Raw genomic sequence first — 21453 nt, 5'->3', positions numbered from 1 at the left:
CGAAGTTTGTTTTGGACAAAAATTAAGCCTCAATAAAACTGTGGTAGGTGGTGAAGGAATTTGTGATATTCAGTGGCAAATCAATAAGGTTTCGGCTGCGGTTAGTTCAAGTTTTTGGAGAAATTTGAGTATTTCAGAGGTTTTAGAAATAACAAATTCTAATACCGGCAAAGATAGCACTTTCTACTTTAGAGCAAGAATCGACTGCCAAAATAGTTCGTGTAACTTGGCCACATCAAATGCCATTTCTGCCGTTTTCTTTCCTGAATTGGTCATAAATACCAGTTTTTCAGACTCTACTATCTGTTCGGGTTCGACCATAAATTTAGTAAGTTCAGGCTGTAAAGGTCAAATTCTATGGTCAAATGGTGCGGCTACGGCTCAAATATCTGTTACTCCAACCGTCAACACATTTTATACTGTAACGTGTAGGAATAGCTGTGATGAAGTTTCTAAAAGTATTAATATTACTGTGGTACCTGGGATAGAAAAACCCATAAATACCACCCCAGAAAGTGTCTTAAGTCCTGAAATTCTCGTATTTAACGCTTCTGGGCAAAATATTAAATGGTATACCTCTGAGACTTCGACTTTGTTCACAACCGATTCGCCGCAAATAACCATAGCAGGAGAATATTCATTTTGGGCAACACAAACAATTGGAGCTTGTGAGAGCTCCAGACTTAAAATAACCGCCAAACTAAATGCAGCCCTGGCATTAACAAGCCAACCCTCTAATGCTACCAACTGCTACGGCAATAGCTCTACCATAGCTCTTGAAGCAAAAGGAACTGGTACCATAATTTATAAATGGCAGCGAAAAAAACCCACTGAAAACACCTTTTCAGACATACCAAGCGACCAAACCAACCTCTCCGATTTCAATACCAATAAATTAAAAATAAGCAGTTTAGGAAATGACCAAAGCCCTCATTTGACCAAATTCAGATGTATTATTCGGGACGATTTTTCGGAAATCACCAGTAACGAAGTGGAAATAAGTGTCAACAGACTACAAGGCAGTTTGGCCAATCAAAAACTTTGTCTCGGAAATAATTTCAGTATTGATCTTAATCAAACACACCAGATTACAGGTATACCTACAGCTATTACTTGGCAACATAGATATGGAACTGGGGATATTTGGCAAAATTTGAAAGACACCATGAATATTTCAGGTTCCAAAACACTTCAATTGCAAATCAATGACCTGAATATCAACAACCAACAACAATATCGGTGTTCCGTCTTGTTCGGATCAAGCAATGGTACTTGCACGGAAACTACTGATCTGATGAGTCTTTCAGTTGGCTCGTTTCCTCAAAATCCACAGGATATTGGTTTTGAATTTTGTCAAAATGTCACTTCTCCGAAGCTTGAACTTTATGAACCTGGCAATCTGGACGTAGTATGGTACTTGCCGGGTAGCAATGCCCGTTTATCCAAACAGCCAGTTATTGATACCAAAATTGTTGGAAATCAAATTTATTTTTACTCATTCAAAAATACTGCTGAGTGTGAAAGTATCAAGGCAACGGTTCAAATAATTATCCACCCCGAACCCCCAAAACCTATTAATACGACACCTGCACAGATTATTGAAAACCAGTTACTTGTATTTTCTGCATTTGGTGAACAACTCAAATGGTATACCTCTCGAACCGGACAAACTTTTACGTCTGTTGCACCAAGCCATCAAAAAATAGGCACATACGACTATTACGTGTCACAAACCAGCCAAAAAGGCTGTGAAAGTGAGAGAACATACATTGAATCGGAAATAGTTGCCGCATTCGGCATAGCAACACAACCGACCAACCAGTCAAATTGTGATAACAATAGCAGCACCTTTTCTATTAAAACCAAAGGTTCAACCAATGTCGCTTACAGGTGGCAAATGGCCAAAAACGGGGTATTCGAGGACATTATAGGTGAAAACAGTAGTAGTTTTAAAATTGACGACGTTGGAAAAGCACCATTTATCGAAGGAACTGTCTATAGATGTATTGTGAGTAATTCCATTACCGAAATTATCTCAAATGAAGTTACTTTGAGGGTCAATCAGATAACTGGAAAATTGAATGACCTAACATATTGTGAGGATCAGACTATAAATGCCTCGAAATTTACAGATATCTTGAAAGGTAGCATTAGCCAATTGGAATGGCAAAGTAACATTACGGGAAGTTTCAACACTGTTTTTACCACCAAAAACATTAACGAAAAAATTATCATAAACCCGAGCAATTCAGGGGAGTATAGACTTAGAGTAACATTCCAAAATCAAGGCTCTAGCACTTGTGTGCGAACCTCAAATAATTTTAAAGTTGTTGTGAATCCCAAACCTCTGCGTTTAGCCAAAACCAATTATTCAGCTTGTCAATTCAGTTTCATTAACAGCTTTTTAAAGGATCTACCAGCCAAATTTGTATTGCGGAATTTAGATTCATCTCAACTCAATATTACCAATTTTAATTTAGCAAAGACATACAATTTTATTGGGAATTATACCAACGACAAAGGTTGCGTAAGCGACGAACAAAAGTTAGAAATAAATATCATAGATGCTCCCAAGGTCGAGAATTTAGACTCTATCTTTAGCTATTGTCAATTCTCTAATAACATTAAGTCATTAAAATTAAACGACTTAAACACCTACTGGTTTAATAACGAAACGGATGACGAATCAACAGAAAATGAGTTTTCTATTAACACTAGTGACACTCAAGCGAGACAAATGTGGGTAGCCGTTCAAGGTAGCAATGGTTGTTTAAGTCAAAAAAGACGGGTTGAAATCACCTTAAAACCATGTTATTTCGATATAAAAAATGATACCTGTATCAATCAATCGGGTAAAGTTCTGGTTGCCGATGAATGGAACTATTTTTATGATGAAAAAGGACATATATTTGCCGCTGTTCACCCTAACGGTCAAAATCTGGGAACTGCCAAAATGGATTTGAGGAATACAAGTTCCAAACACCTCAAGGACAAAAATCTAACTGAACTCTATCCCAGATACTTTAATTTACTCACCTCAAAACAACCCAGTGCGAGTTTCAAAATAAGATTTTACTTTACAAAAGATGAAATACTGGATTTGGGTGCAAAAACCACGGATGAAGTCTCTATAATAAATTACGATGGCAAAAACCTCGATTGTGACTTCATTAACAATGATTTAGAAAATAATTATTGGTTGGAAGCAACTACAAAATGGCAAAAAGAAAATGACCAAAATATACATTATGTAGAATTTAGCACCACTAAAACAGGTGAATTTGGACTTTGGAACAAGGAAGCACCCATCGGAAAGTTAATAGGAGAAATTAACGAAAATAAAATACCTGAACTAAATATTTCAGAAAAAAGTAACACCGGTAACTACGAAGTCCTCAAAAGTAAAGATGGCAAAACTTGGTTTGCTTGGTTAGGTAATTTAACCAAATCGGAGTTTACAGACCTCAAACCATTTTTATCGGACAATTATTACCAGCTGATTTACAACTACGGAAATGGAATTAAAGCCATCAGAAATACAGTAAAACTGACGGTATCTGAGGACGAAGTGTCGTGTGTAATCCTTGAAAACCCAAGCGAAAACAGAGATTTTCTTAAACTATACTTTCCGAATATCGACAAAACCACTATCCGGCTCAATACGGCCATGGGCCAATCCATAGACGTCAGGAAAATAAGCGAACAAGGTGATTATTTCGAACTATATCCCAATACACAGCTTGCTCCTGGTTTCTATACCTTAAAAGCTCAAAATAACTCAGGAAAGAACTGTAGTGCAAAAATATGGATCAGGTAATTATAAAATGATTTCCACCCTTTACATTAGAATTGGTTAGGTGGAGAAGCAGGGTGTGAATTCTGTAATTCATTATCAGCATCTTGTAAGAAGCTTTTAACCAATTAACCCCACCTTTGATGCATTATTCTAAGTCATTAAAGATAAACTTTGAAAGCAACGAGAATTTTTCTTCAAAAAATGACCACACATACCAAAAGGGGTGAATTCCGAAAAACCTGATGAGTAGGAAAATACAAAAACAAAATTGGTTATGAGAGTTTTAACATTCGCCATCATCACGGCATTCTCTTCCGTATTTATTTCTTGTGCTTCTACCGCAAAATTTCCCGTTTCAAGCACGGTACCTGCCGCTGAAATTACCGCAAAGAAGACCCAAGACAAAAACAAAAACTACACTATCGAACTTACTGCCAATAATTTGGCAAGTGCTGACAGGTTGGTTCCAGCTAAAAAAAACTATAGCGTTTGGATAGTGACAGACGAGAATATCACCAAAAACATTGGTCAGTTGAATATTTCCAATGGAAAAAAGACAACACTCAAAACTGTAACGGCCTTTAACGTAAATGAAATATTCATTACTGCCGAAGACCAAGGGGATTTATCCTACCCTATGGGAACCGAAATTAGTCGGACTAGTTTTAAACCGTCAAAAATGAAAAATTTGACAAACTAACAGGAATCAGTAAAATCTAAAAGAAAATGGGCCTTACATTGGCCCATTTCTTTTTATTTTTTAGTACCACAAGTGTTAATTCCGAGGATAGGATAAAGCGGACAGAATGAGATTAGACTGGTAAGAGCGAAAACCGCTGCGACAACCATCAAAACAATGCCCAATGTATCTGTAACGACACCTGTAAAATACAATGCTGCCATTATTACGGCCAATAAAATTCTGATAATACGGTCGGTTGAACCCATGTTTGCTTTCATAATCGTAATTGTTTTATTGAATTATGAAACAAATGTAAAGACTTCATTACTCCAAAACAGTGACCTTGGTCACCACTTACAAAATTTCCACAGAATTGCTAAACTGCTTAACTTTAGACTCTTGCTCAAGCTTTTTCATCACCCTACTAATAACCTCTCTGGCCGTGCCTAATTCGTTGGCTATCTGTCGGTGGGAAATTTTTAATGGATTTTTCTTTGTTACCTTAACTTTTTCTTTCAAATAATCCATCAAACGTTTGTCTAACTTATCAAACAAAAGCTGATTGATGGTTTCAAGTAAGTCGGAATATCGAAGGTTATACTGTTGAAAAAAAAGATTATTCAAATCTGGAAATTCCTCAATCCAGTGTGAAACCTTATCTACTGGTAGAAGCAAAATCTTTGAATTCTCCTCAGTTATCGCAAAAACTTTGCTGGGTTCGTTTTTTAGACTTGCGGTAAAAGACATCACACAGCTTTCACTGGGCTGGATGTAGTACAAAAGCAATTCCTTGTCTTCATGTTTCGTAAAAACTTTCACCAAGCCCTCTATTACCAATGGAATGACCTTGATATATTGACCCTCTCTCAAAATTTCCGTTTCTGCCGCAATTTCTACCAAAGCAGAATTGGTCTCAATTTGAGTTTTGAGTGCAAGACTAAGATTTGGAATTTTTATCATTTTGATAAATTTATGAAGTTTGGATTACTGATTGGCAAATAGAACCAATGGTAGAAAACAAATAAGTATTTCAAAGATAAATCAAATTACAGAACCACCCACAAAAAAGGGAACCAATTCGCCTAATTAATTCCCTTTTCTGCTCTTATTTCTAGCTAACTCACTCCCACTCGGTTGTATTCTTAATACCCAAATCTTTTGCCACAAAAACAGGGTCTTTACCGGCTTTTCTTTGCTTTTCATAATCTTTAAAGACAGCAAAAGCTGGCTTTCTGAGTAAAAATATGGCAATGATGTTCAACCAAGCCATAAGCCCAACGCCAATATCGCCAATCGTCCAAGCCAATGCGGCTGATTTAACAGAACCATAGAAGGTGGCCGCTATTATCATAATTCGCAAAGCCTGAATCATCCATGTCTTACCACCTTTCTCCAACAAATAGCTGAAGTTGGTCTCTGCGATATAATAATACGCCATGATGGTGGTAAAGGCAAAAAAGAAAAGTGCTATCGATACAAAACCCGCTCCCAATGATGGAAAAATTGTATTAACTGCATTCTGCGTAAATTCAGAACCAACCGCCATTCCAGGAACATTTTCTACAATAAACCCTCCATCAGGGTTCAAAATATTGTATTTACCTGTAAAGAGAATCATCAGAGCCGTGGCTGTACAAACGAAAAGAGTATCAATATAAACAGAAAATGCCTGAACTAGTCCTTGTTTGGCAGGGTGTGATGTTTCTGCCGCTGCCGCAGGATGTGGTGCGGTTCCCTGACCAGCTTCGTTTGAATAAATTCCTCTTTTTACACCCCAAGCCACAGCCATTCCAAATATACCTGCGAAAGTAGGCTCAAGTGCAAAAGCCGATTTAAAAATTAAGCCGAAAGTTTCAGGTATTTTTTCGTAGTTGTATAAAATTATAATTAAGGCCATCAATATATAACCTCCAGCCATAAAAGGCACCACTATTTCGGCCACTTTACCTATTCTTTTCACTCCGCCAAAAATAATCAGGCCAAGTAGTATGCAAACTACTATTCCAGTGTACTCTACCGGAATATTGAAGGCGTTTTTTACACCCAATGCTATACTGTTGCTCTGCACACCTGGCAGCAAAAGGGCAGTGCTTAGGATAGTGGCCACCGCAAATACCACTGCGTACCATTTTATACCCAATCCTTTTTCTATATAGTAAGCAGGACCTCCTCTGTACTGGCCATCCTTAACTTCTTTGTATATCTGCCCCAATGTAGCTTCAATAAAAGCCGAAGCTGCACCCAAAAATGCAATGGCCCACATCCAAAAAACCGCCCCAGGCCCACCCATTGCAATAGCAGTGGCTACACCAGCGATATTTCCAGTTCCAACTCTACCCGATATAGCTATGGCGAAAGCCTGAAATGAAGATACGCCCTGCTCGGAGCTTTTGCCGTCAAAAAGTAGCCTGACCATTTCCTTTACATACCTCACTTGCAAAAATCTGGTGGTTATAGAAAAATAAATCCCGGCTACAAGGCATAAAATAATAAGTGCATTGGACCAAATAATGTCATTAATGGCGTTTACAAATTGTTCCATAAAATAGGGTTAAGGGCTGTTTTAAATAATTTACAAAGAATCAAAATCTCATTCAAGAAACAAATTAATGAATTTGAATGACAAAATCGTGCTTATTTGTAAATTTCATTTTTCGAAGCCAATAGCGTATTGTGCATCAATGCTGCCACGGTCATCAAACCAACCCCGCCTGGAACTGGTGTTATAAAACTGGTTTTGGGAGCAACATCGTCAAATTTCACATCACCTTTAAGAGCAAATCCACTCTTTTTTGATTCATCCACTACACGTGTTAAACCAACATCTATTACAACCGCACCATCTTTAACCATGTCTGCTGTTATAAATTCAGGCTTACCCAATGCCGCCACCAGAATATCAGCCTGTAAACATACTTCCTTCAGATTTTGAGTACGGCTATGGACCAAAGTAACTGTACAGTTGCCTGGATAAGTGTTTCTTTGCATTAAAATACTCATCGGAAGACCAACAATTTGGCTTCTTCCAACCACCACACAGTGTTTGCCGGCGGTCTCTATCTTATATCGTTTTATAAGCTCTAACACACCAAATGGCGTGGCCGAAATGTATGCAGGCAGGCCTTTGGCCATCCGACCAATATTAATAGGGTGAAATCCATCCACATCTTTTTTAGGATCAATGGCCTCTATAACTTTGTCAACATTGATATGTGCAGGAAGCGGTAGCTGGACAATGAAACCGTCGATATCTTCATCTTTATTGAGCTGGTCTATTATTTCTAACACTTCTGCCTCCGTGCTAGTAGAATCTCTTCTGATAAGTGTAGACTTAAATCCTATTTGTTCGCATGATTTGATTTTTGAGGCCACATACGTTTCGCTGGCACCATTATCACCAATCAAAACAGCTGCTAAGTGAGGTATTTTACCACCCGCCAATCTGATTTTATCCACCTCAATCTGAAGTTCAGCCTTGACTTGTGCAGATATTAATTTTCCGTCTATAATTTCCATTTATCGATAGCTTATTTATGATCCAACAAAGATAAAACCATACCGTTGGGATTCCAATTTAGGAGGATTCTATTTCTAGAAATATTATAGGTAGCGTACAACTTTATTTTTCCTTTTGTAAATGAGTATGTAAACCAAAGCTACAGAAACCACAGCCATTGTAAACAAAAATGTGGCAGTTAGATTTTCGATTTTATTTTGATAAATAAAAGTAGGCAACAAAGCACCAAATCCGATTCCCGCCTCTAGTGCAATATACATAGTCGCTATGGCCTTGCCTCTATTTTCTTCTTGACACAAATCTACCGTCCAAGCCTGTGAAATAGGTGATATTATGCCCATACTTATTCCAAAAAGGATGGCTGAGATAGATAAAATGACGATATTTTGGGCAAACGCAATAGTTAAAATAGAAAAGAACAAAATCCAGCATCCGTAGGTTAAGACTTGCTCACGGCCATTTTTATCCGACCATCTACCAGCAACGAACCTAATGGCAATAGAAGCCAATGTGTACACTAAAAAATAATAACCCTTGTTTTTAAGACCTATGCTCTGGCTCAAATCAGGCACGAGAGTAACAATTGTCCCATAGGCAAAAGAAGTAAAGAACACCACGACAACTACAGGAATAACCGATTTGTCAAAAATCTCATGTCGGTTAATTCTCAAATGCGAACCATTGAACTTCTCCTTCCTCGAAATCGGCAGCGTTTCTTTCATATTTATCAAAATCAAAATCGATAACAATGAAAGTGCCGATGAGGTATAAAAGAGTACGTTGATATCAAAATGCTGGACAATCCAACCACCCAAAGCTGGTCCGAAAGCCATCCCAAGGCCACCTATTAGGCCATGGATGCCCATAGATTCGCCTCTTCGGTCTGATGGTACAATGTCTGAAATATATGCTGCAGTGCCGGTAGGCTTAAATCCTGTAGAAAAACCATGTACGAAACGTAGAATAAAAAAAGGAATAACCGTAGTGGCTAAAGGATACAAAAACCCACAAACAAAACAAACCAAAGAGCCGAAGGCCATAACGGGTACTCTTCCTACTTTATCTGTGAGTTTACCACTAAAAGGTCTCGATAAACCCGCCGTAAGTGTAAATAATGAAATTATGAGGCCCTTAAATTCTCCTCCTCCCATTTTAGACAAATAATCGGGTAGCTCAGGAATGAGCATATTAAAGCTAGAAAAAAACAAGAACGAAGTGGTGCAAAGAAGCCAAAACTGAAGGGTAAATATGCTATTTCTTTTCAAAATAAATTATCAGAAACTTTCCTCAAGTTTTACCTTAGCCCTATGACACACCCCGCCAATGGGTGGATTAAACTTCGAAACTTCAACCGATATTTTTTTTACAGAGCTAAACTTACCCTTTATATCGTCGATAATCTCATGACCTACATGCTCAAGTAAACGGTGCTTTTTAGACATCACCAGTTTGACTATCTCATAGATTTTACCGTAATCAATGGTATCCTTGAGGTTGTCCGAACTTGCAGGCCTAGACAAGTCTGTATCTATGAACACATCAATATTATATTTATTACCGATTTTTTGTTCTTCGTCAAAATGACCGTGATAGGCAAAAAACTCCATGCCCTCTAACGCAATTTGGCCCATTTTGGCTTAGTTTAAATTATCAAAGAAAGAACCACTCTGTTTTTTCTCAGCTATATAATCGTTCACAGATTTCGGTTCCTTTGGCTCAGCCTTCTCTACCATTGCCTTTCTAATGGCTGCCTTCACTTTATTAACTTTATCGAGCATTTCCTCTGTACTTCCACTGTCAACAGACTCCGTTTTAGGCTTTTCTTCTACAATATCTGCTTTAGGTACTCTGCCCGCCACCAAATACTCCTTAAGTTCCTCTAGTTGTGTCCATTGTCCACTTTCGGCCAACATAGCTTGCTCTACCCAAGTGCTTGGATCGTGAGCAGCAAACTGCGACCCTGCTGCATCTAATATATCCTTGATTCTATAAAGCGGTGTGGTGGCAAGGTCTCTAAAGGTTAATATGCGGGCATTATTCAATACCTCTTTTATCTTCGGACCAATTCCTTCAATAATCTCTAAATTGGTCTTGTCCTCTTGACTGCTCTCCAGATTTATCTCATTTACTGCTGAAGAGAAACTGATGCCATGGTTTTCATCATCAACCACTCGTTGCTCTTCTACTTCATGTTCTACTACTTCGTCTACTATCTCATCATCGGCCACCACTTCCTCTTCCTCCTCTACTTCCATCTCTATGCTTTTCGCTGGATAATCCACAACAACTGTTTTTGGAGTTTCGGGGGCTGGAATTTCGCCGTCAAGTGTATTTGAGGCTACAATTTGGTCAATCTCTGAGGCTAAAGTTTTAAGTCTATTCAAAAGAGACAATTTCTGAGCCTCAATACTTTGAAAGTTTACTTCTATTTCGGCAAATTCTGCTTTAGCGGCAGTGTTGATGTCCCCTACTTTTTGTTCCGCGTCTGCTACCAATTGGGCAGCGGTATTTTCTGCTTCGGCAATAATTTGTGCGGCCTTTTGCTTTGCTTCTGCTACTTTTTTGGCTGCCTCGGTTGCTGCGTTTTCAGTAAGTCTTGTGCTGGTATCTTCGGCAGTTCTTAAGGTTTTTATGAGTGTCATTTCCACCTCACGAAGCTTAGAAGCCTCCTTTTCTGAGATATCCAACTGCATTTTCAGCATTTTGGACTCATTAAGCATACGCTCCCACTCTTGAGCAATGTTAGACAAAAAATGATTTACTTCTTCAATATCATATCCTCTAAATGATTTCTCGAATTCGTGTTGTTTGATTTCTAATGACGTAATTTTCATTTTTTTTTATGAGTTTAGGAAAAACTGGATAATCATTGAAAAAGAAAACTTCATAAGCCAAGAATTATTTCACAATGAAGACATTTTTATTTCCTGCCTATTTAGGCCTATTAACTTACTTTCTAACTTTTTCACAAAATAACAAAAAAAACCATGTAAGTTAAAATAAATTCCACATTGAAATCGTGCGGTCGTCGCTTGCAGAAAGCAGAAACTGTTCTTTTTCTCGCCAAAGTAATTTATTAACAGAGGTACCATGCGATGCATTACGAGATTTGTCTATCACTTTTTTCAATTCTAGGTTCTCAGCATCCCATATTTTTATGGACTTGTCCATGCTGCAAGTAGCCAAAAGTTCATGCTTTTGGATATAAATTATGTGGTTAATGGCAAAATTATGGGCAGGAATACGTGCAACATTTTGGTAATTTTTCTCAGAATCCCAAACCATTAGATGGGCGTCACGGCTACCAGAAACCAATAAGTCATTGTCCCCAAAATATTGTAAACTGAAAACAGAGTTTTGATGACCTTCAATAACATGTTTCAACTCAAACTTCTCTAAATCGTAGACCCTGATTTTCCAGTCAGAAAAGCCCACTGCCATTTCATTCCTTTTAGTGCTAACAGCTAGGCATCTTGCACTTTTTTGTGCACCTTCAAAATGCCTGACGAACCTATTTGAGTCAGTGTCGAGTATGTGCAAAAACCCTATATGATCACTTACAATCAGCAGATTACCATGCTGTTTTATATCAAAAATCGATACTTTACCCAGTGGTACGTTCAGCACTTCTTCCTTCTTCTTGGTATCAATCAAATGCAAACCCTCCGTGTTATTGGCAATCCAAAGTTTATTCTCGTTTGGCAAATTCAGCATAGCATACACCGAATTGGATACCTTAGCTATCGGCCTGCCCAAATCTGCCTTGGCCCATTCTACCACCAAACCATCAGCCCCAGCCGAATAAAAACTTTTGTCAGAACTGCCCTCGCAAAGTGTATAAACGCAGTCTTTGTGACCGGTAAAAGTTTCTACTTTTTCTATATTAAAATCCATTTTTTTTGGGAAAGAACTTTCTATTTCGTGATAATTAATGCAATTTTCGGCCAAAAATGTCTGATGCCGCTTTATCTGAACAAAAAACTTAGCGAGGAAATTCACTTTATGGTTTGGCACTTGACCGAAACTATTGAAGAACTTATTACTTTGATTCGCCCAGATAAGATCGACTTTGAAACCTTAGCAAACATAAGTCATGACGCTAAAAAGAAAGAATATTTAGCTGGTAAAAATGCAGTTATGCAAATGTGCTTGTTAGAGAAAATCCAATTCGAAGGCATAGAAAAAGATGAACATGGTAAGCCCTTTCTTAAAAACCATACCTACGAAATGTCTCTGACGCACACAATAGATTATATTGGAGTAGTTTTATCTAAATCAAAACCGATAGGTATAGACATTGAGAAACCACGAGAGCAGATTTTCAAAGTGCTCAATCGCCTTTGTGTGGAGTCTGAATTAAACTGGGTATCTGGTGATTTAGAGAAAGCAACTATCCTATGGTCTGCTAAAGAGGCTTTGTACAAACTTTACGGAAAACGAAAAGTAGACTTCAAAGAACACCTACTTGTTGGACCCAGCAAAAAAGGTATTATTGGCAAAATAAACATACCTGACCATCAATCTGAGTATCAGATTTATGTACAAAACATTGAAGATTACCTGCTTGTAATAGCTTACTAAACTCGCTCAAGAAGGTCATTAAAGTCGATACCATAATGTGACTCAGTGAAAACCACTGCCCCATTTTTAACCAACAACAATTGTGGAGATTCGTGTTCCACATCAAAGTCTGATGCTATTTTGTTTGAAATATCTCTATGGGCAATCAGGTCCAAATAATAGAACTTCAAATCCTTACTTTCGTGATTTTTTGCAAAATTCCTTTCGAATCTATCCAAAGCCGTGGCACTTATGGAACAACGCGTACTGTGCTTAAAAATCGCTACAGGCTGCACATTTGATTCTTCTTTGATGATTTCTAGTTGTTGAATTTCCGATAAATTATTCCAGTTCATATTCAATAAAGTGTTTCAAAAAACAACAAGTTTAATTAAGAATAGTTCAAAAAACGTAATTATCTATTAGTCTTACTCCACCCAAATGAGCCGCAACAATTATTGCTGTTTTCCTATTTTCGTTTAGTTCATCTATACTTTCTAAAGTCTCAAAATCAGCAATTTCATAGTATTCCAATTCAAACTCTGGAGACGCTCTGTAAAAATCTAAGACTTTGTTTTTGACAACAAATGCAGAATTGCCTTCCAAAAGTAGTTTCTTACCAAGAAGCATAGATTGGAAAATTTTCGGAGCACTAACTCTTGCTTCGGGCGAAAGTCTTCTGTTGCGAGAAGACATTGCCAAGCCATCTTTTTCTCTGATTGTATCACAAACCACCATTTTAAGGTCAAAACTCAAATCTGTAATAAGTCGATTAATCACAGCCACTTGCTGTATATCTTTTTGACCAAAATAGGCCTTATCTGGTTTAACGATATTGAACAACTTCGCAACCACTATACCCACCCCGTTGAAATGACCTGGTCTAAATTTGCCTTCCATGATATGCTCTAAATGCCCAAAATCTATTTTCAAAATAGGCAATGAAGGGTACATTTCTTCTGCCGAAGGAGCAAAAACCACGTCACATCCTGCTTCTTGTAACATTTTACAATCTTCATCAAGCGTTCTTGGGTATTTTTTGAGGTCATCAGGATTATTAAACTGAGTAGGATTTACAAAAATACTGCAAACCGTGAGCTCATTTTCAGCGATAGATTTCTTAACAAGAGCTATATGGCCTTCGTGCAAAGCTCCCATGGTTGGCACGAATCCAATCGATTTGGGATAATGACTTTTAAGATAATTCTGCGTATCAACTATTGATGTAAAAACCTTCATTTATGTTAAGTATGTTAATAATTACAAGCAATTAAGCATTTATATTGTAATTTTGCATGATTTTTAAATATTATGATTCTTAGATTAACAACTTTCTTCGTTCTAATTACTCAGTTGGCTTTTGCTCAGTTGAGCTCGAAACCAGACAGTTCGCTCACTCTCGAAGACTATTGGGAGGTAGACCTTACACCTATTACCGACCTCAACGAAATAGTAAGTTATATACACAACGACCCTTTCAATTTTCTATTTGTAAATAACATACCGGGGGGCAATCCGCTAGCAAGAGAAATATCGGTAAACTCGTTTTATGGTGGTCGATTTCATCCCATACACAAAGTAATGAAATTCCACAGAGGAATAGACCTACAAGGAATAGACGGAGAGCAAGTTATAGCCAGCGGAAACGGCAAAGTAATAGATACAGGATTCAGAGAAGACTTGGGTAATTTCATTAAAATCAAACACAAATATGGTTTTGAGTCAGTTTATGGCCACCTAAGCAAAGTAACCATCAAAAAGGGTCAAGTGGTCAATAAAGGCCAAAAAATAGGCAAGGTAGGTTCTACAGGTAAAGTAACCGGACCACATCTCCACTATACATTAAAAAAGAACGAGACCTATCTGGACCCGTTCGATTTTTTATTTATGAGTTTTGAGAAGGCTTTTTAAAAGATTACTCCACTGTTACTGATTTGGCCAGATTTCTTGGTTGATCTACGTTTCTTCCTCTCATTACAGCAATATAATAAGACAATAGCTGCAAAGGAATAACCGTAAGCAAAGGCTGAAGTATTTCGTCTGTATTAGGTACTTCGATTGCAAAATCAACCATTTCTTTAACTTGCACATCTCCCTCAGATACAATCGCTATAACACGACCTTTACGGGCTTTTACTTCTTGTATGTTCGAAACCACCTTTTCATAAGAACTGTCCTTTGTGGCTATGAAAACCACTGGCATATCTTCGTCTATCAAGGCTATAGGTCCATGCTTCATTTCGGCGGCTGGATAACCTTCGGCATGAATGTATGAAATTTCTTTAAGTTTCAGTGCACCTTCCAAGGCTACAGGGAAGTTCAAGCCCCTACCCAAGAATATGAAATTTGAGGCAAAAGTAAATAGCTTTGAAATGTCCTTAATTTCTTCAGCACTTTTTAAAATTTCCTCCACTTTTTGAGGAATTGCAGCCAACTCAATCAAAAGCCTTCTATAGGTCTCATCGTCTATGGTGCCTTTGGCTTGAGCAGTAGCTATGGCTATCATAGTTAGAACAGTCACTTGTGCGGTAAACGCTTTTGTACTTGCAACACCAATTTCTGGCCCTGCATGCGTGTAAACTCCAGCCTCAGTAATGCGTGAAATAGAAGACCCCACTACATTACAAACTCCCAAAATTATGGCTCCTTTCGACTTAGCAAGTTCTAATGCTGCCAAAGTATCGGCAGTTTCACCTGACTGAGAAATGGCAATTACGAAATCACCTTCTTTTATTATTGGATTACGATATCTAAACTCTGAGGCATATTCTACCTCAACATTGATTCGTGCTAATTCCTCAAAGAGATACTCACCCACCAAACCCGCATGCCACGACGTACCACAAGCCACAAAAACTATTCTTTTCGCTTTTGCTAGTTTAGTAATATGATTTCTCAAACCACCCAACTGAATTATGGCATCATCAGCATTTACTCTACCTCGAAGACAATCAGCGATAGACTTTGGTTGTTCAAAAATTTCTTTCAGCATGAAATGATCATAACCACCTTTTTCTATAGCCTCCAACTCAAGCTCAACGGTCTGAATATAAGGATCTTGCTCCTCATTTTGAAGATTCTTAATAGTTAAGCCCTCACTATTCACAACAGCAATTTCCAAGTCATCTAAATACACAACCTCTTTGGTGTATTCAATAATTGGGGTTGCATCTGAAGCGAAAAAATACTCTCCTTTACCAATTCCGATCACCAAAGGGCTACCTTTTCTTGCGGCCACCAATTGACCGGGGTTTTCAGCGTCCAAGACCACTATAGCATAAGCCCCTACCACTTCTTTTAAAGCAATTCTCACCGCCTCTGGCAGATCACATTTTTTAGTCTTTTGAATTTCCTCAATAAAATTCACCAAAACCTCAGTGTCTGTTTGGCTATGAAAAATATAGCCCTTGTTCACTAGAATTTGTTTTATAGAAGAATAATTTTCAATAATTCCATTATGAATAATTGCAAATCTCCCCGAGTTAGATTTGTGCGGATGTGCATTTACGTCATTCGGCTCGCCGTGAGTTGCCCATCTGGTATGGCCAATACCGATATTTGCGGCAATTTGACCTTTATTCAAAACATTTTCTAGGTCAACCACTTTACCTTTTTTCTTGAAAACCCCTAAACCATTTTCGTTAATGATGGCTATGCCTGAACTGTCATAACCTCTATATTCTAGTCTTTTTAGACCTTTAATAATTAATGAAGCTGCGTCTCTTTGCCCAATGTAAGCTACTATTCCACACATAATTTTCTTGAAATATTACAATTAAATACGATACAATACCACAAAACTATTAATAATTTTTCAGGAAAAAGCTTTTTGATTTTTTAAATAATTTTAAAAACAGAATCTTATCAACAACTACCACCTATTAAGTTTAAACCTTTGACTATATGAAAGTTATTTAAATTTATATTTTACTAATTAGACCAGTATTACTTTATTTTTTTAATAAATATTAAAATTGAAATTTCAGGTCTAAAAAAATTAGAAACTTCGAATAGTCACATTTATACCTTTATTCAAAAAGACCAACCAAAAAAAAAGAGCTCCGAGAGCTCTTAATATTTTGTATAATATATTTTCAGTTTTGGTTTGGTAAAAACCGACCTTCGCAGGTTGTCATTGGCAAGCAGTCCGTTACCAGTAGTGGTTACAACCGCAGGCATTATCATGAGGCCATTAGAAACACTCGTTTTGTTGGTTATCTTCTGAAGATAGTTGGTAATGTCCATATTCACTGTGTTAGTAGAGTCGACCAAGGTATAAACCACACCCGATAGGTCACTACCGATTGGCGTAAGGTAAGTTAAGGAATTTGAACTATTTCTTGTTTGCTGATTATTGGATCCTACTTCTGCCAAAACATAATTGAATACCTTTGGATGCAAAGCATTTATAGATTCGGCCTTCAGTTTAAACTCTAAAACGGCCTTACTTACTCTAATGTTTGTTCCTAAGTTTTTAACATTAGCAAAGTTTATCTTCGTACTAATACCGCTTCCACCTTGAACGAAGGAAGTATTACCAGTTAGCTTTGCACTAAGTTCATTTTTAGACTTCGACAATTCTGACAAAAGCGAACCGCTTCTATTAAAATCAATGTGAGAATGACGTGGACCGTTTAGATCAAATGCATAGTTATATTTCGTAGTATCACCTTGGTAATGCCAGTTGGCAATTAAAGTACTTGTAGACGCACTCAAATGACCAGTTATGAATGAGTAAACGGCTTTATTGGTCCCTTCGGGTACTATCGCAAAACCTTTTATGGCGGTAGAGAATTTGGCATTATCTGCACCCGCAGTTGGTGCTGCATTTAATATTTCCTGAGCAATGCTTTTTGGCAAATTTATGAATACCGCAATGTTTGTATTTGAGTCACTGACAAACGATTTGGAGTTTATTCCGAATCTTGCCAAAGATGCCCCTTCATATTCTAAACTTTCGTTTGCATTATAGTTTTTGGTGTAATTCATAGGGCTTTTTAGCCTGTAAATATTATAAAAACTACGCGTAATGGTATCCCCATAAATCAAGCCCGAATTCACAATCCTAAGTCTTAAGGAATCAGCTATTGGATTTGGTTTGACACTAAAAGTATCTAAAGCTGTAGTACCTAAATTTGTGGTATAATTCACCAGAGATGGCTGAAAATAAGCCGAGGCTTTAATTAACCCGAAAACGGGATCATTGACAATACCAGCGAGGATATAATTGGACTTACCGTTAACGGTGGAATCAGAAATTATAGTGGAAACATCTAAACTCAAGGTATCGGTGTAGACTGATGTGGCGTCAGCGTTACCGTCAAAGTCAAAACCAATATCTGATGGATTTTCGCAAGAAAAGAAAAGAACAGTAATGAGCAAGAAGCTCATTTTCTGCAAGTCAACAAGAATTTTTTTCATAAAATAATCAATCTGCCAGCTCCGTGTAAAGGTTAAAGAATGTTTCAGCGGAGTTTTCGTCATCAATAAAAGAATCAATCTGTCTGTCTGCCGTTTCATTCAACGCATTTTTTATTGAATCATTCAAGGATGGGTTTGCAGTAACAACTACGTCGGCGTACTGACAACCAATTTTTATGAAACCGAGGAAATCTTGAGACCTAAGATTGGCCAAGTTCTCATCGCTTATATCCATCATTTTTACTTTAGGAAACATATCGTCGGTGAATTTGTGTTCAAAGACATTATTGAATACCGTAAAAATGGTTTTGGTGTTCTTAAAAATAGGGTCGTTTTTGTAAGTAGTCTTTAAATACAAAGGAATCAAAGCAGTCATCCAGTCTGTACAATGCACTACGTCTGGTGCCCATCCAAGTTTCTTCACTGTTTCTAACGCACCTTTGCAGAAGAAAATTGCACGCTCGTCGTTGTCATCGTAGAAATTACCTGTTTTGTCAGTAAAGACAGTCTTCCTTTGGAAATAATCTTCGTTGTCTAAGAAGTAAACCTGCAGTTTAGCAGAAGGAATAGATGCTACCTTGATAATCAATGGTTTCTCCTCCTCTCCAATGCTTATGTTTATGCCCGAAAGACGAACCACCTCGTGAAGTCTGTGTTTTCTTTCGTTGATAAGTCCGAATCGTGGTATCAGTATCCTTATCTCCATGCCTCTTTCCTGCATTTCCTGTGGGAGTTTCCTTAACAAAGAGGCGATTTCTGAAATTTCTAAAAAGGGATCAATTTCGGAGGAGATGTATAAAATACGCAGTTTACTCATAAAAAACCAATAATGTATCTAAAATGTAGTATCTGAAACAAATACGGCTGCAAAGATACTAAAAAATAATCTATTAATATGCAAGTGTTTGAAACAAATTAACTTTCAACACTTTGAAATATGGTCAAAAAGCTCAATTTTTAGTGATATTTTGTTAGTAATTGCGAAATTACAGAACCTTAAGTCGGCATTTGTCCTCTATCCATTCTAGTTGCAGTCCTAGATACACCAAATGCGAGCTGGTGTAATCAAAGATTGAACCATTTCCTTCGATGGCTATTTCAAAATATTCTCTTAGATTCTCTCCATATACTCTCTCAGCAATTTTCTGGATATCAAGGTAGGTGTAACCCCGTTTCATGTCACCATACCTTTTCCATAAAACCTTCATGACGTGATCCAAAGATTTTTTTTCCTTAAACTTTGCCCTAATCTTCAGATCCAAAATCAGAGCCACAATGGCTCCCTTGCTGTAAACACTTACTTTTTTGTTTGGAGTTCCTTTTTCATAACCATCAACCCAAAGATCAAAACTGCTTTCAAGCAGAGATTGTGAGGCATTATCTGACTCTTCAAAATGCCTACGAAAAGTTGTTTCGAGCTCATGAAGATACTCTTCATAGCCAATAACACCACTTTCAAGCAAGATTTTGTCACCATAGTATGTCGTGAAACCTTCAGCTACAAAGCAGGTCTCGAAGTAATTTTCTTTTCCATAATCATATGGAAGTAGTTCTTTTGGTCGAATCTTGGCTATATTCCAAGCATGAAACAGCTCGTGAGAAGCCAATCCCAGTAAATCATTATAATAGGTCTCAGGCAAAACTCCGTTTTCTCCTAAAACCATCACTGTGGAATTTCGGTGCTCTACACCATGATAAAAGGTATTTTCGGGTACAATCAGCATAAAATGGTAATCCTGCTCTGGAAATTCACCAAAAATACGAATCTGCGTTTCAGCAATTTTAGATAAATCTCGGATTAACCTTTGTTTGTCTATCTGAAAAACTCCTTCAATCCAAACATGAAACCAAACTTCACCCACACTAAATCTTTCATGCAAAATGCCTTTGGAGATAATAAATGGTGAATCAAAAAAGTGGTGAAAATCTTTTGGCTGGAGTTTCAAAGTATTTCCGTATGAAACGACACCTAAACCGCCAGAATATTCACTTTCGGTACTTTCTCTGTAAATATTTACTTCGAAAGTTTCATTAATTAACTTTGGCAGATACAAACATAAGTTAACCGGATTGACGTACAAAAAATGTTTGTTGACAAAACTTGAACCCGCATTTAGCTCCTTTGCGAAATATTGATAGCGAATTTCTACGTTTTTATCTTGGGTATCAGCTACTTGCCAAATGTTCTTTTGTGATTTTCGCCATTCAAGTTTTTCTCCATTTTGTACCCTTGCACTAAAATTCAAAACATTTTTGACAAAATTCTGCAATTGATACCTGCCAGGCCGCCACATAGGCAAATGTAACTCCAAACTTTTTTCTTGTACCTTTGGTATCAAAATCCTGATATCGACAAGGTTATTTTCTGGAAGAAATGAAAAAAAGTATTGAATCATTAGAACGGGAGTTTTTTTATTAGAAAATATTTGATACCTTTGCAGTCCAATTCAGGATCGAGGAACAAAATTAATAGAAAATTAATAGAAAAAGGATATGAAACGTACATTCCAACCATCAAATAGAAAGCGTACCAACAAACACGGATTTCGTGAGCGTATGTCTACTCCAGGCGGTAGAAGAGTAATTACAGCTCGTCGTGCTAGAGGTAGAGCTAAGCTATCGGTTTCGGATGAAAAATCTCACAAATAAGATTTGAGGTTTTACATTTTATTAAGATATTAGCCGCTTATTGCGGCTTTTTTCATATATACCTCAGTGAACAAAAAGGATAGTTTCGGTAAAAAAGAGCGAATTAAAAGCAAAAAGGTGATTTCGGCACTCTTTGACCGTACATCAGCTAATAACCACTCCTTTTTGATTTACCCGTACAAAGTCATTTATTTAACCGAGAAAACAGAAACAGAACTTGCATCGCATTTTCCACAAGTCTTGATTTCGGTCTCAAAACGGAAATTCAAAAATGCTACAGACCGTAACACTATTAAGAGAAGAACAAAAGAAGCTTACAGACTCAATAAAATATACTTCCCGCAGGTTATGTCACTGGCCTTGGTTTATGTTGCTAACGAAATCCTCGATTACCTTGTGTTAGAAAAAGCCATGAAGTCAGTCCTTGGTAGACTTGAAAAGGAAACTCGTTAAAAAACTCGCAGCCAAAGAAGGAAAGAAACTCACATGCGTAACAAAAATGGCTTCGTCTGGTTTTACCGCCACAAAACCTGAGAACCGAAGTATCCAATAGCCCAGAATCACAAGAACAATTTGAATCAAAGCTAAAATCCAACCCCTTTGCGGCTCTAATAAACCATAAACCAACGAAAACAGTATAATAAAAAGAAGAGAAATATAAATTATCGGTGCAAAGTGAATAATAAGCACCTGAATGATTGAGAATCCTATGGCTAATAAAATGTTTTGCCCAAATTTTAATTTTGGTATTGTCATTGCTGATGTTTACTTTGGTACAAAGGTACAAATTGTAAAATTTACATTTATATAAACGTTATTCATAAAATT

At 37.3% G+C, this 21453-nt stretch carries 21 protein-coding genes; 6 read left to right on the top strand and 15 right to left on the bottom strand.

From position 1 onward, the window contains the following. Positions 1-3817 (top strand): hypothetical protein (locus EGI31_RS17325; protein ID WP_255038415.1); only part of this gene is annotated, 3817 nt, incomplete at its 5' end. Between the two features lie 253 nt (positions 3818-4070). Further along, positions 4071-4496, top strand: a complete 426-nt coding sequence (locus EGI31_RS17320) for a hypothetical protein (RefSeq protein WP_255038414.1) — start codon at positions 4071-4073, stop codon at positions 4494-4496. A 53-nt stretch (positions 4497-4549) separates the two neighbouring features. Here EGI31_RS17320 and EGI31_RS17315 read toward each other — a convergent pair whose 3' ends face one another. From EGI31_RS17315 to EGI31_RS17280, 8 genes are all read right to left on the bottom strand, one after another. Next, the gene (locus EGI31_RS17315; protein ID WP_255038413.1) at positions 4550-4756 is read right to left on the bottom strand and encodes a YgaP family membrane protein; all 207 of its coding nucleotides are present in this window, start codon (positions 4754-4756) and stop codon (positions 4550-4552) included. 76 nt (positions 4757-4832) lie between these two features. Beyond that, positions 4833-5438 (bottom strand): Crp/Fnr family transcriptional regulator, encoded by a 606-nt coding sequence (locus EGI31_RS17310; protein ID WP_255038412.1) that lies wholly within the window; start codon positions 5436-5438, stop codon positions 4833-4835. Positions 5439-5598: 160 nt separating this feature from the next. Then, positions 5599-7020, bottom strand: coding sequence for an alanine/glycine:cation symporter family protein (locus tag EGI31_RS17305; RefSeq protein WP_255038411.1), 1422 nt, complete (start codon positions 7018-7020; stop codon positions 5599-5601). Positions 7021-7112: 92 nt separating this feature from the next. After that, entirely contained in the window at positions 7113-7994 is an 882-nt protein-coding gene (locus tag EGI31_RS17300) for a bifunctional 5,10-methylenetetrahydrofolate dehydrogenase/5,10-methenyltetrahydrofolate cyclohydrolase (protein ID WP_255038410.1), read from the bottom strand. 84 nt (positions 7995-8078) lie between these two features. Further along, entirely contained in the window at positions 8079-9260 is a 1182-nt protein-coding gene (locus tag EGI31_RS17295; protein WP_255038409.1) for an MFS transporter, read from the bottom strand. A gap of 9 nt (positions 9261-9269) precedes the next feature. After that, entirely contained in the window at positions 9270-9626 is a 357-nt protein-coding gene (gene folB / locus EGI31_RS17290) for a dihydroneopterin aldolase (RefSeq protein WP_255038408.1), read from the bottom strand. A 6-nt stretch (positions 9627-9632) separates the two neighbouring features. After that, positions 9633-10829, bottom strand: a complete 1197-nt coding sequence (locus EGI31_RS17285; RefSeq protein WP_255038407.1) for a DivIVA domain-containing protein — start codon at positions 10827-10829, stop codon at positions 9633-9635. 160 nt (positions 10830-10989) lie between these two features. Beyond that, positions 10990-11889 carry a WD40 repeat domain-containing protein gene (locus EGI31_RS17280; protein WP_255038406.1) on the bottom strand — a complete coding sequence of 300 codons (900 nt, stop codon included), beginning with the start codon at positions 11887-11889 and terminating at the stop codon, positions 10990-10992. A gap of 63 nt (positions 11890-11952) precedes the next feature. On the opposite strand from EGI31_RS17280, the gene EGI31_RS17275 reads away from it, so the two are divergent. Continuing rightward, positions 11953-12576 (top strand): 4'-phosphopantetheinyl transferase family protein, encoded by a 624-nt coding sequence (locus EGI31_RS17275; protein ID WP_255038405.1) that lies wholly within the window; start codon positions 11953-11955, stop codon positions 12574-12576. Here the strand turns inward: EGI31_RS17275 and ytxJ are convergent. Further along, entirely contained in the window at positions 12573-12911 is a 339-nt protein-coding gene (ytxJ, locus tag EGI31_RS17270; protein WP_255038404.1) for a bacillithiol system redox-active protein YtxJ, read from the bottom strand. The two genes, EGI31_RS17275 and ytxJ, sit on opposite strands and share 4 nt — an antisense overlap. 46 nt (positions 12912-12957) lie before the next feature. Further along, positions 12958-13794 carry a pantoate--beta-alanine ligase gene (gene panC / locus EGI31_RS17265; RefSeq protein ID WP_255037937.1) on the bottom strand — a complete coding sequence of 279 codons (837 nt, stop codon included), beginning with the start codon at positions 13792-13794 and terminating at the stop codon, positions 12958-12960. Positions 13795-13866: 72 nt separating this feature from the next. Here panC and EGI31_RS17260 point away from each other — a divergent pair, with 72 nt between their 5' ends. After that, positions 13867-14466: a M23 family metallopeptidase gene (locus EGI31_RS17260; RefSeq protein ID WP_255038403.1), complete on the top strand. Its 600-nt coding sequence runs from the start codon at positions 13867-13869 to the stop codon at positions 14464-14466. A 4-nt stretch (positions 14467-14470) separates the two neighbouring features. Here the strand turns inward: EGI31_RS17260 and glmS are convergent, their stop codons facing one another. From glmS to EGI31_RS17240, 4 genes are all read right to left on the bottom strand, one after another. Continuing rightward, the gene (gene glmS, locus EGI31_RS17255) at positions 14471-16309 is read right to left on the bottom strand and encodes a glutamine--fructose-6-phosphate transaminase (isomerizing) (protein ID WP_255038402.1); all 1839 of its coding nucleotides are present in this window, start codon (positions 16307-16309) and stop codon (positions 14471-14473) included. A gap of 317 nt (positions 16310-16626) precedes the next feature. After that, positions 16627-17976, bottom strand: coding sequence for a DUF4270 domain-containing protein (locus EGI31_RS17250; RefSeq protein WP_255038401.1), 1350 nt, complete (start codon positions 17974-17976; stop codon positions 16627-16629). A 7-nt stretch (positions 17977-17983) separates the two neighbouring features. Continuing rightward, positions 17984-18793 (bottom strand): glycogen/starch synthase, encoded by an 810-nt coding sequence (locus EGI31_RS17245; RefSeq protein ID WP_255038400.1) that lies wholly within the window; start codon positions 18791-18793, stop codon positions 17984-17986. 169 nt (positions 18794-18962) lie between these two features. Continuing rightward, the gene (locus EGI31_RS17240) at positions 18963-20372 is read right to left on the bottom strand and encodes a M61 family metallopeptidase (protein WP_255038399.1); all 1410 of its coding nucleotides are present in this window, start codon (positions 20370-20372) and stop codon (positions 18963-18965) included. A 97-nt stretch (positions 20373-20469) separates the two neighbouring features. On the opposite strand from EGI31_RS17240, the gene rpmH reads away from it, so the two are divergent. Both rpmH and rnpA read left to right on the top strand, forming a co-directional pair. Next, entirely contained in the window at positions 20470-20625 is a 156-nt protein-coding gene (gene rpmH / locus EGI31_RS17235; RefSeq protein WP_255038398.1) for a 50S ribosomal protein L34, read from the top strand. A gap of 66 nt (positions 20626-20691) precedes the next feature. Then, positions 20692-21078, top strand: coding sequence for a ribonuclease P protein component (gene rnpA, locus EGI31_RS17230; RefSeq protein ID WP_255038397.1), 387 nt, complete (start codon positions 20692-20694; stop codon positions 21076-21078). Here the strand turns inward: rnpA and EGI31_RS17225 are convergent. After that, positions 21043-21381 (bottom strand): hypothetical protein, encoded by a 339-nt coding sequence (locus EGI31_RS17225; RefSeq protein WP_255038396.1) that lies wholly within the window; start codon positions 21379-21381, stop codon positions 21043-21045. The two genes, rnpA and EGI31_RS17225, sit on opposite strands and share 36 nt — an antisense overlap. Positions 21382-21453 lie beyond the last annotated feature (72 nt).

This window comes from Lacihabitans soyangensis (assembly GCF_024343775.1).
Classification (GTDB): Bacteria; Bacteroidota; Bacteroidia; order Cytophagales; family Spirosomataceae; genus Leadbetterella; species Leadbetterella soyangensis.
Note: the sequence above shows the minus strand (reverse complement) of the source record. Positions and strands in the feature narration are given on the sequence as shown.

What these genes read in the sequence shown, in the direction of transcription:
- EGI31_RS17320 (WP_255038414.1), top strand. Translation starts at nt 4,071, where the DNA reads ATGAGAGTTTTAACATTCGCCATCATCACGGCATTCTCTTCCGTATTT.
- EGI31_RS17315 (WP_255038413.1), bottom strand. Translation starts at nt 4,756, where the DNA reads ATGAAAGCAAACATGGGTTCAACCGACCGTATTATCAGAATTTTATTG.
- EGI31_RS17310 (WP_255038412.1), bottom strand. Translation starts at nt 5,438, where the DNA reads ATGATAAAAATTCCAAATCTTAGTCTTGCACTCAAAACTCAAATTGAG.
- EGI31_RS17305 (WP_255038411.1), bottom strand. Translation starts at nt 7,020, where the DNA reads ATGGAACAATTTGTAAACGCCATTAATGACATTATTTGGTCCAATGCA.
- EGI31_RS17300 (WP_255038410.1), bottom strand. Translation starts at nt 7,994, where the DNA reads ATGGAAATTATAGACGGAAAATTAATATCTGCACAAGTCAAGGCTGAA.
- folB (WP_255038408.1), bottom strand. Translation starts at nt 9,626, where the DNA reads ATGGGCCAAATTGCGTTAGAGGGCATGGAGTTTTTTGCCTATCACGGT.
- EGI31_RS17285 (WP_255038407.1), bottom strand. Translation starts at nt 10,829, where the DNA reads ATGAAAATTACGTCATTAGAAATCAAACAACACGAATTCGAGAAATCA.
- EGI31_RS17280 (WP_255038406.1), bottom strand. Translation starts at nt 11,889, where the DNA reads ATGGATTTTAATATAGAAAAAGTAGAAACTTTTACCGGTCACAAAGAC.
- EGI31_RS17275 (WP_255038405.1), top strand. Translation starts at nt 11,953, where the DNA reads ATGCCGCTTTATCTGAACAAAAAACTTAGCGAGGAAATTCACTTTATG.
- ytxJ (WP_255038404.1), bottom strand. Translation starts at nt 12,911, where the DNA reads ATGAACTGGAATAATTTATCGGAAATTCAACAACTAGAAATCATCAAA.
- panC (WP_255037937.1), bottom strand. Translation starts at nt 13,794, where the DNA reads ATGAAGGTTTTTACATCAATAGTTGATACGCAGAATTATCTTAAAAGT.
- EGI31_RS17260 (WP_255038403.1), top strand. Translation starts at nt 13,867, where the DNA reads ATGATTCTTAGATTAACAACTTTCTTCGTTCTAATTACTCAGTTGGCT.
- glmS (WP_255038402.1), bottom strand. Translation starts at nt 16,309, where the DNA reads ATGTGTGGAATAGTAGCTTACATTGGGCAAAGAGACGCAGCTTCATTA.
- EGI31_RS17250 (WP_255038401.1), bottom strand. Translation starts at nt 17,976, where the DNA reads ATGAAAAAAATTCTTGTTGACTTGCAGAAAATGAGCTTCTTGCTCATT.
- EGI31_RS17245 (WP_255038400.1), bottom strand. Translation starts at nt 18,793, where the DNA reads ATGAGTAAACTGCGTATTTTATACATCTCCTCCGAAATTGATCCCTTT.
- EGI31_RS17240 (WP_255038399.1), bottom strand. Translation starts at nt 20,372, where the DNA reads ATGATTCAATACTTTTTTTCATTTCTTCCAGAAAATAACCTTGTCGAT.
- rpmH (WP_255038398.1), top strand. Translation starts at nt 20,470, where the DNA reads ATGAAACGTACATTCCAACCATCAAATAGAAAGCGTACCAACAAACAC.
- EGI31_RS17225 (WP_255038396.1), bottom strand. Translation starts at nt 21,381, where the DNA reads ATGACAATACCAAAATTAAAATTTGGGCAAAACATTTTATTAGCCATA.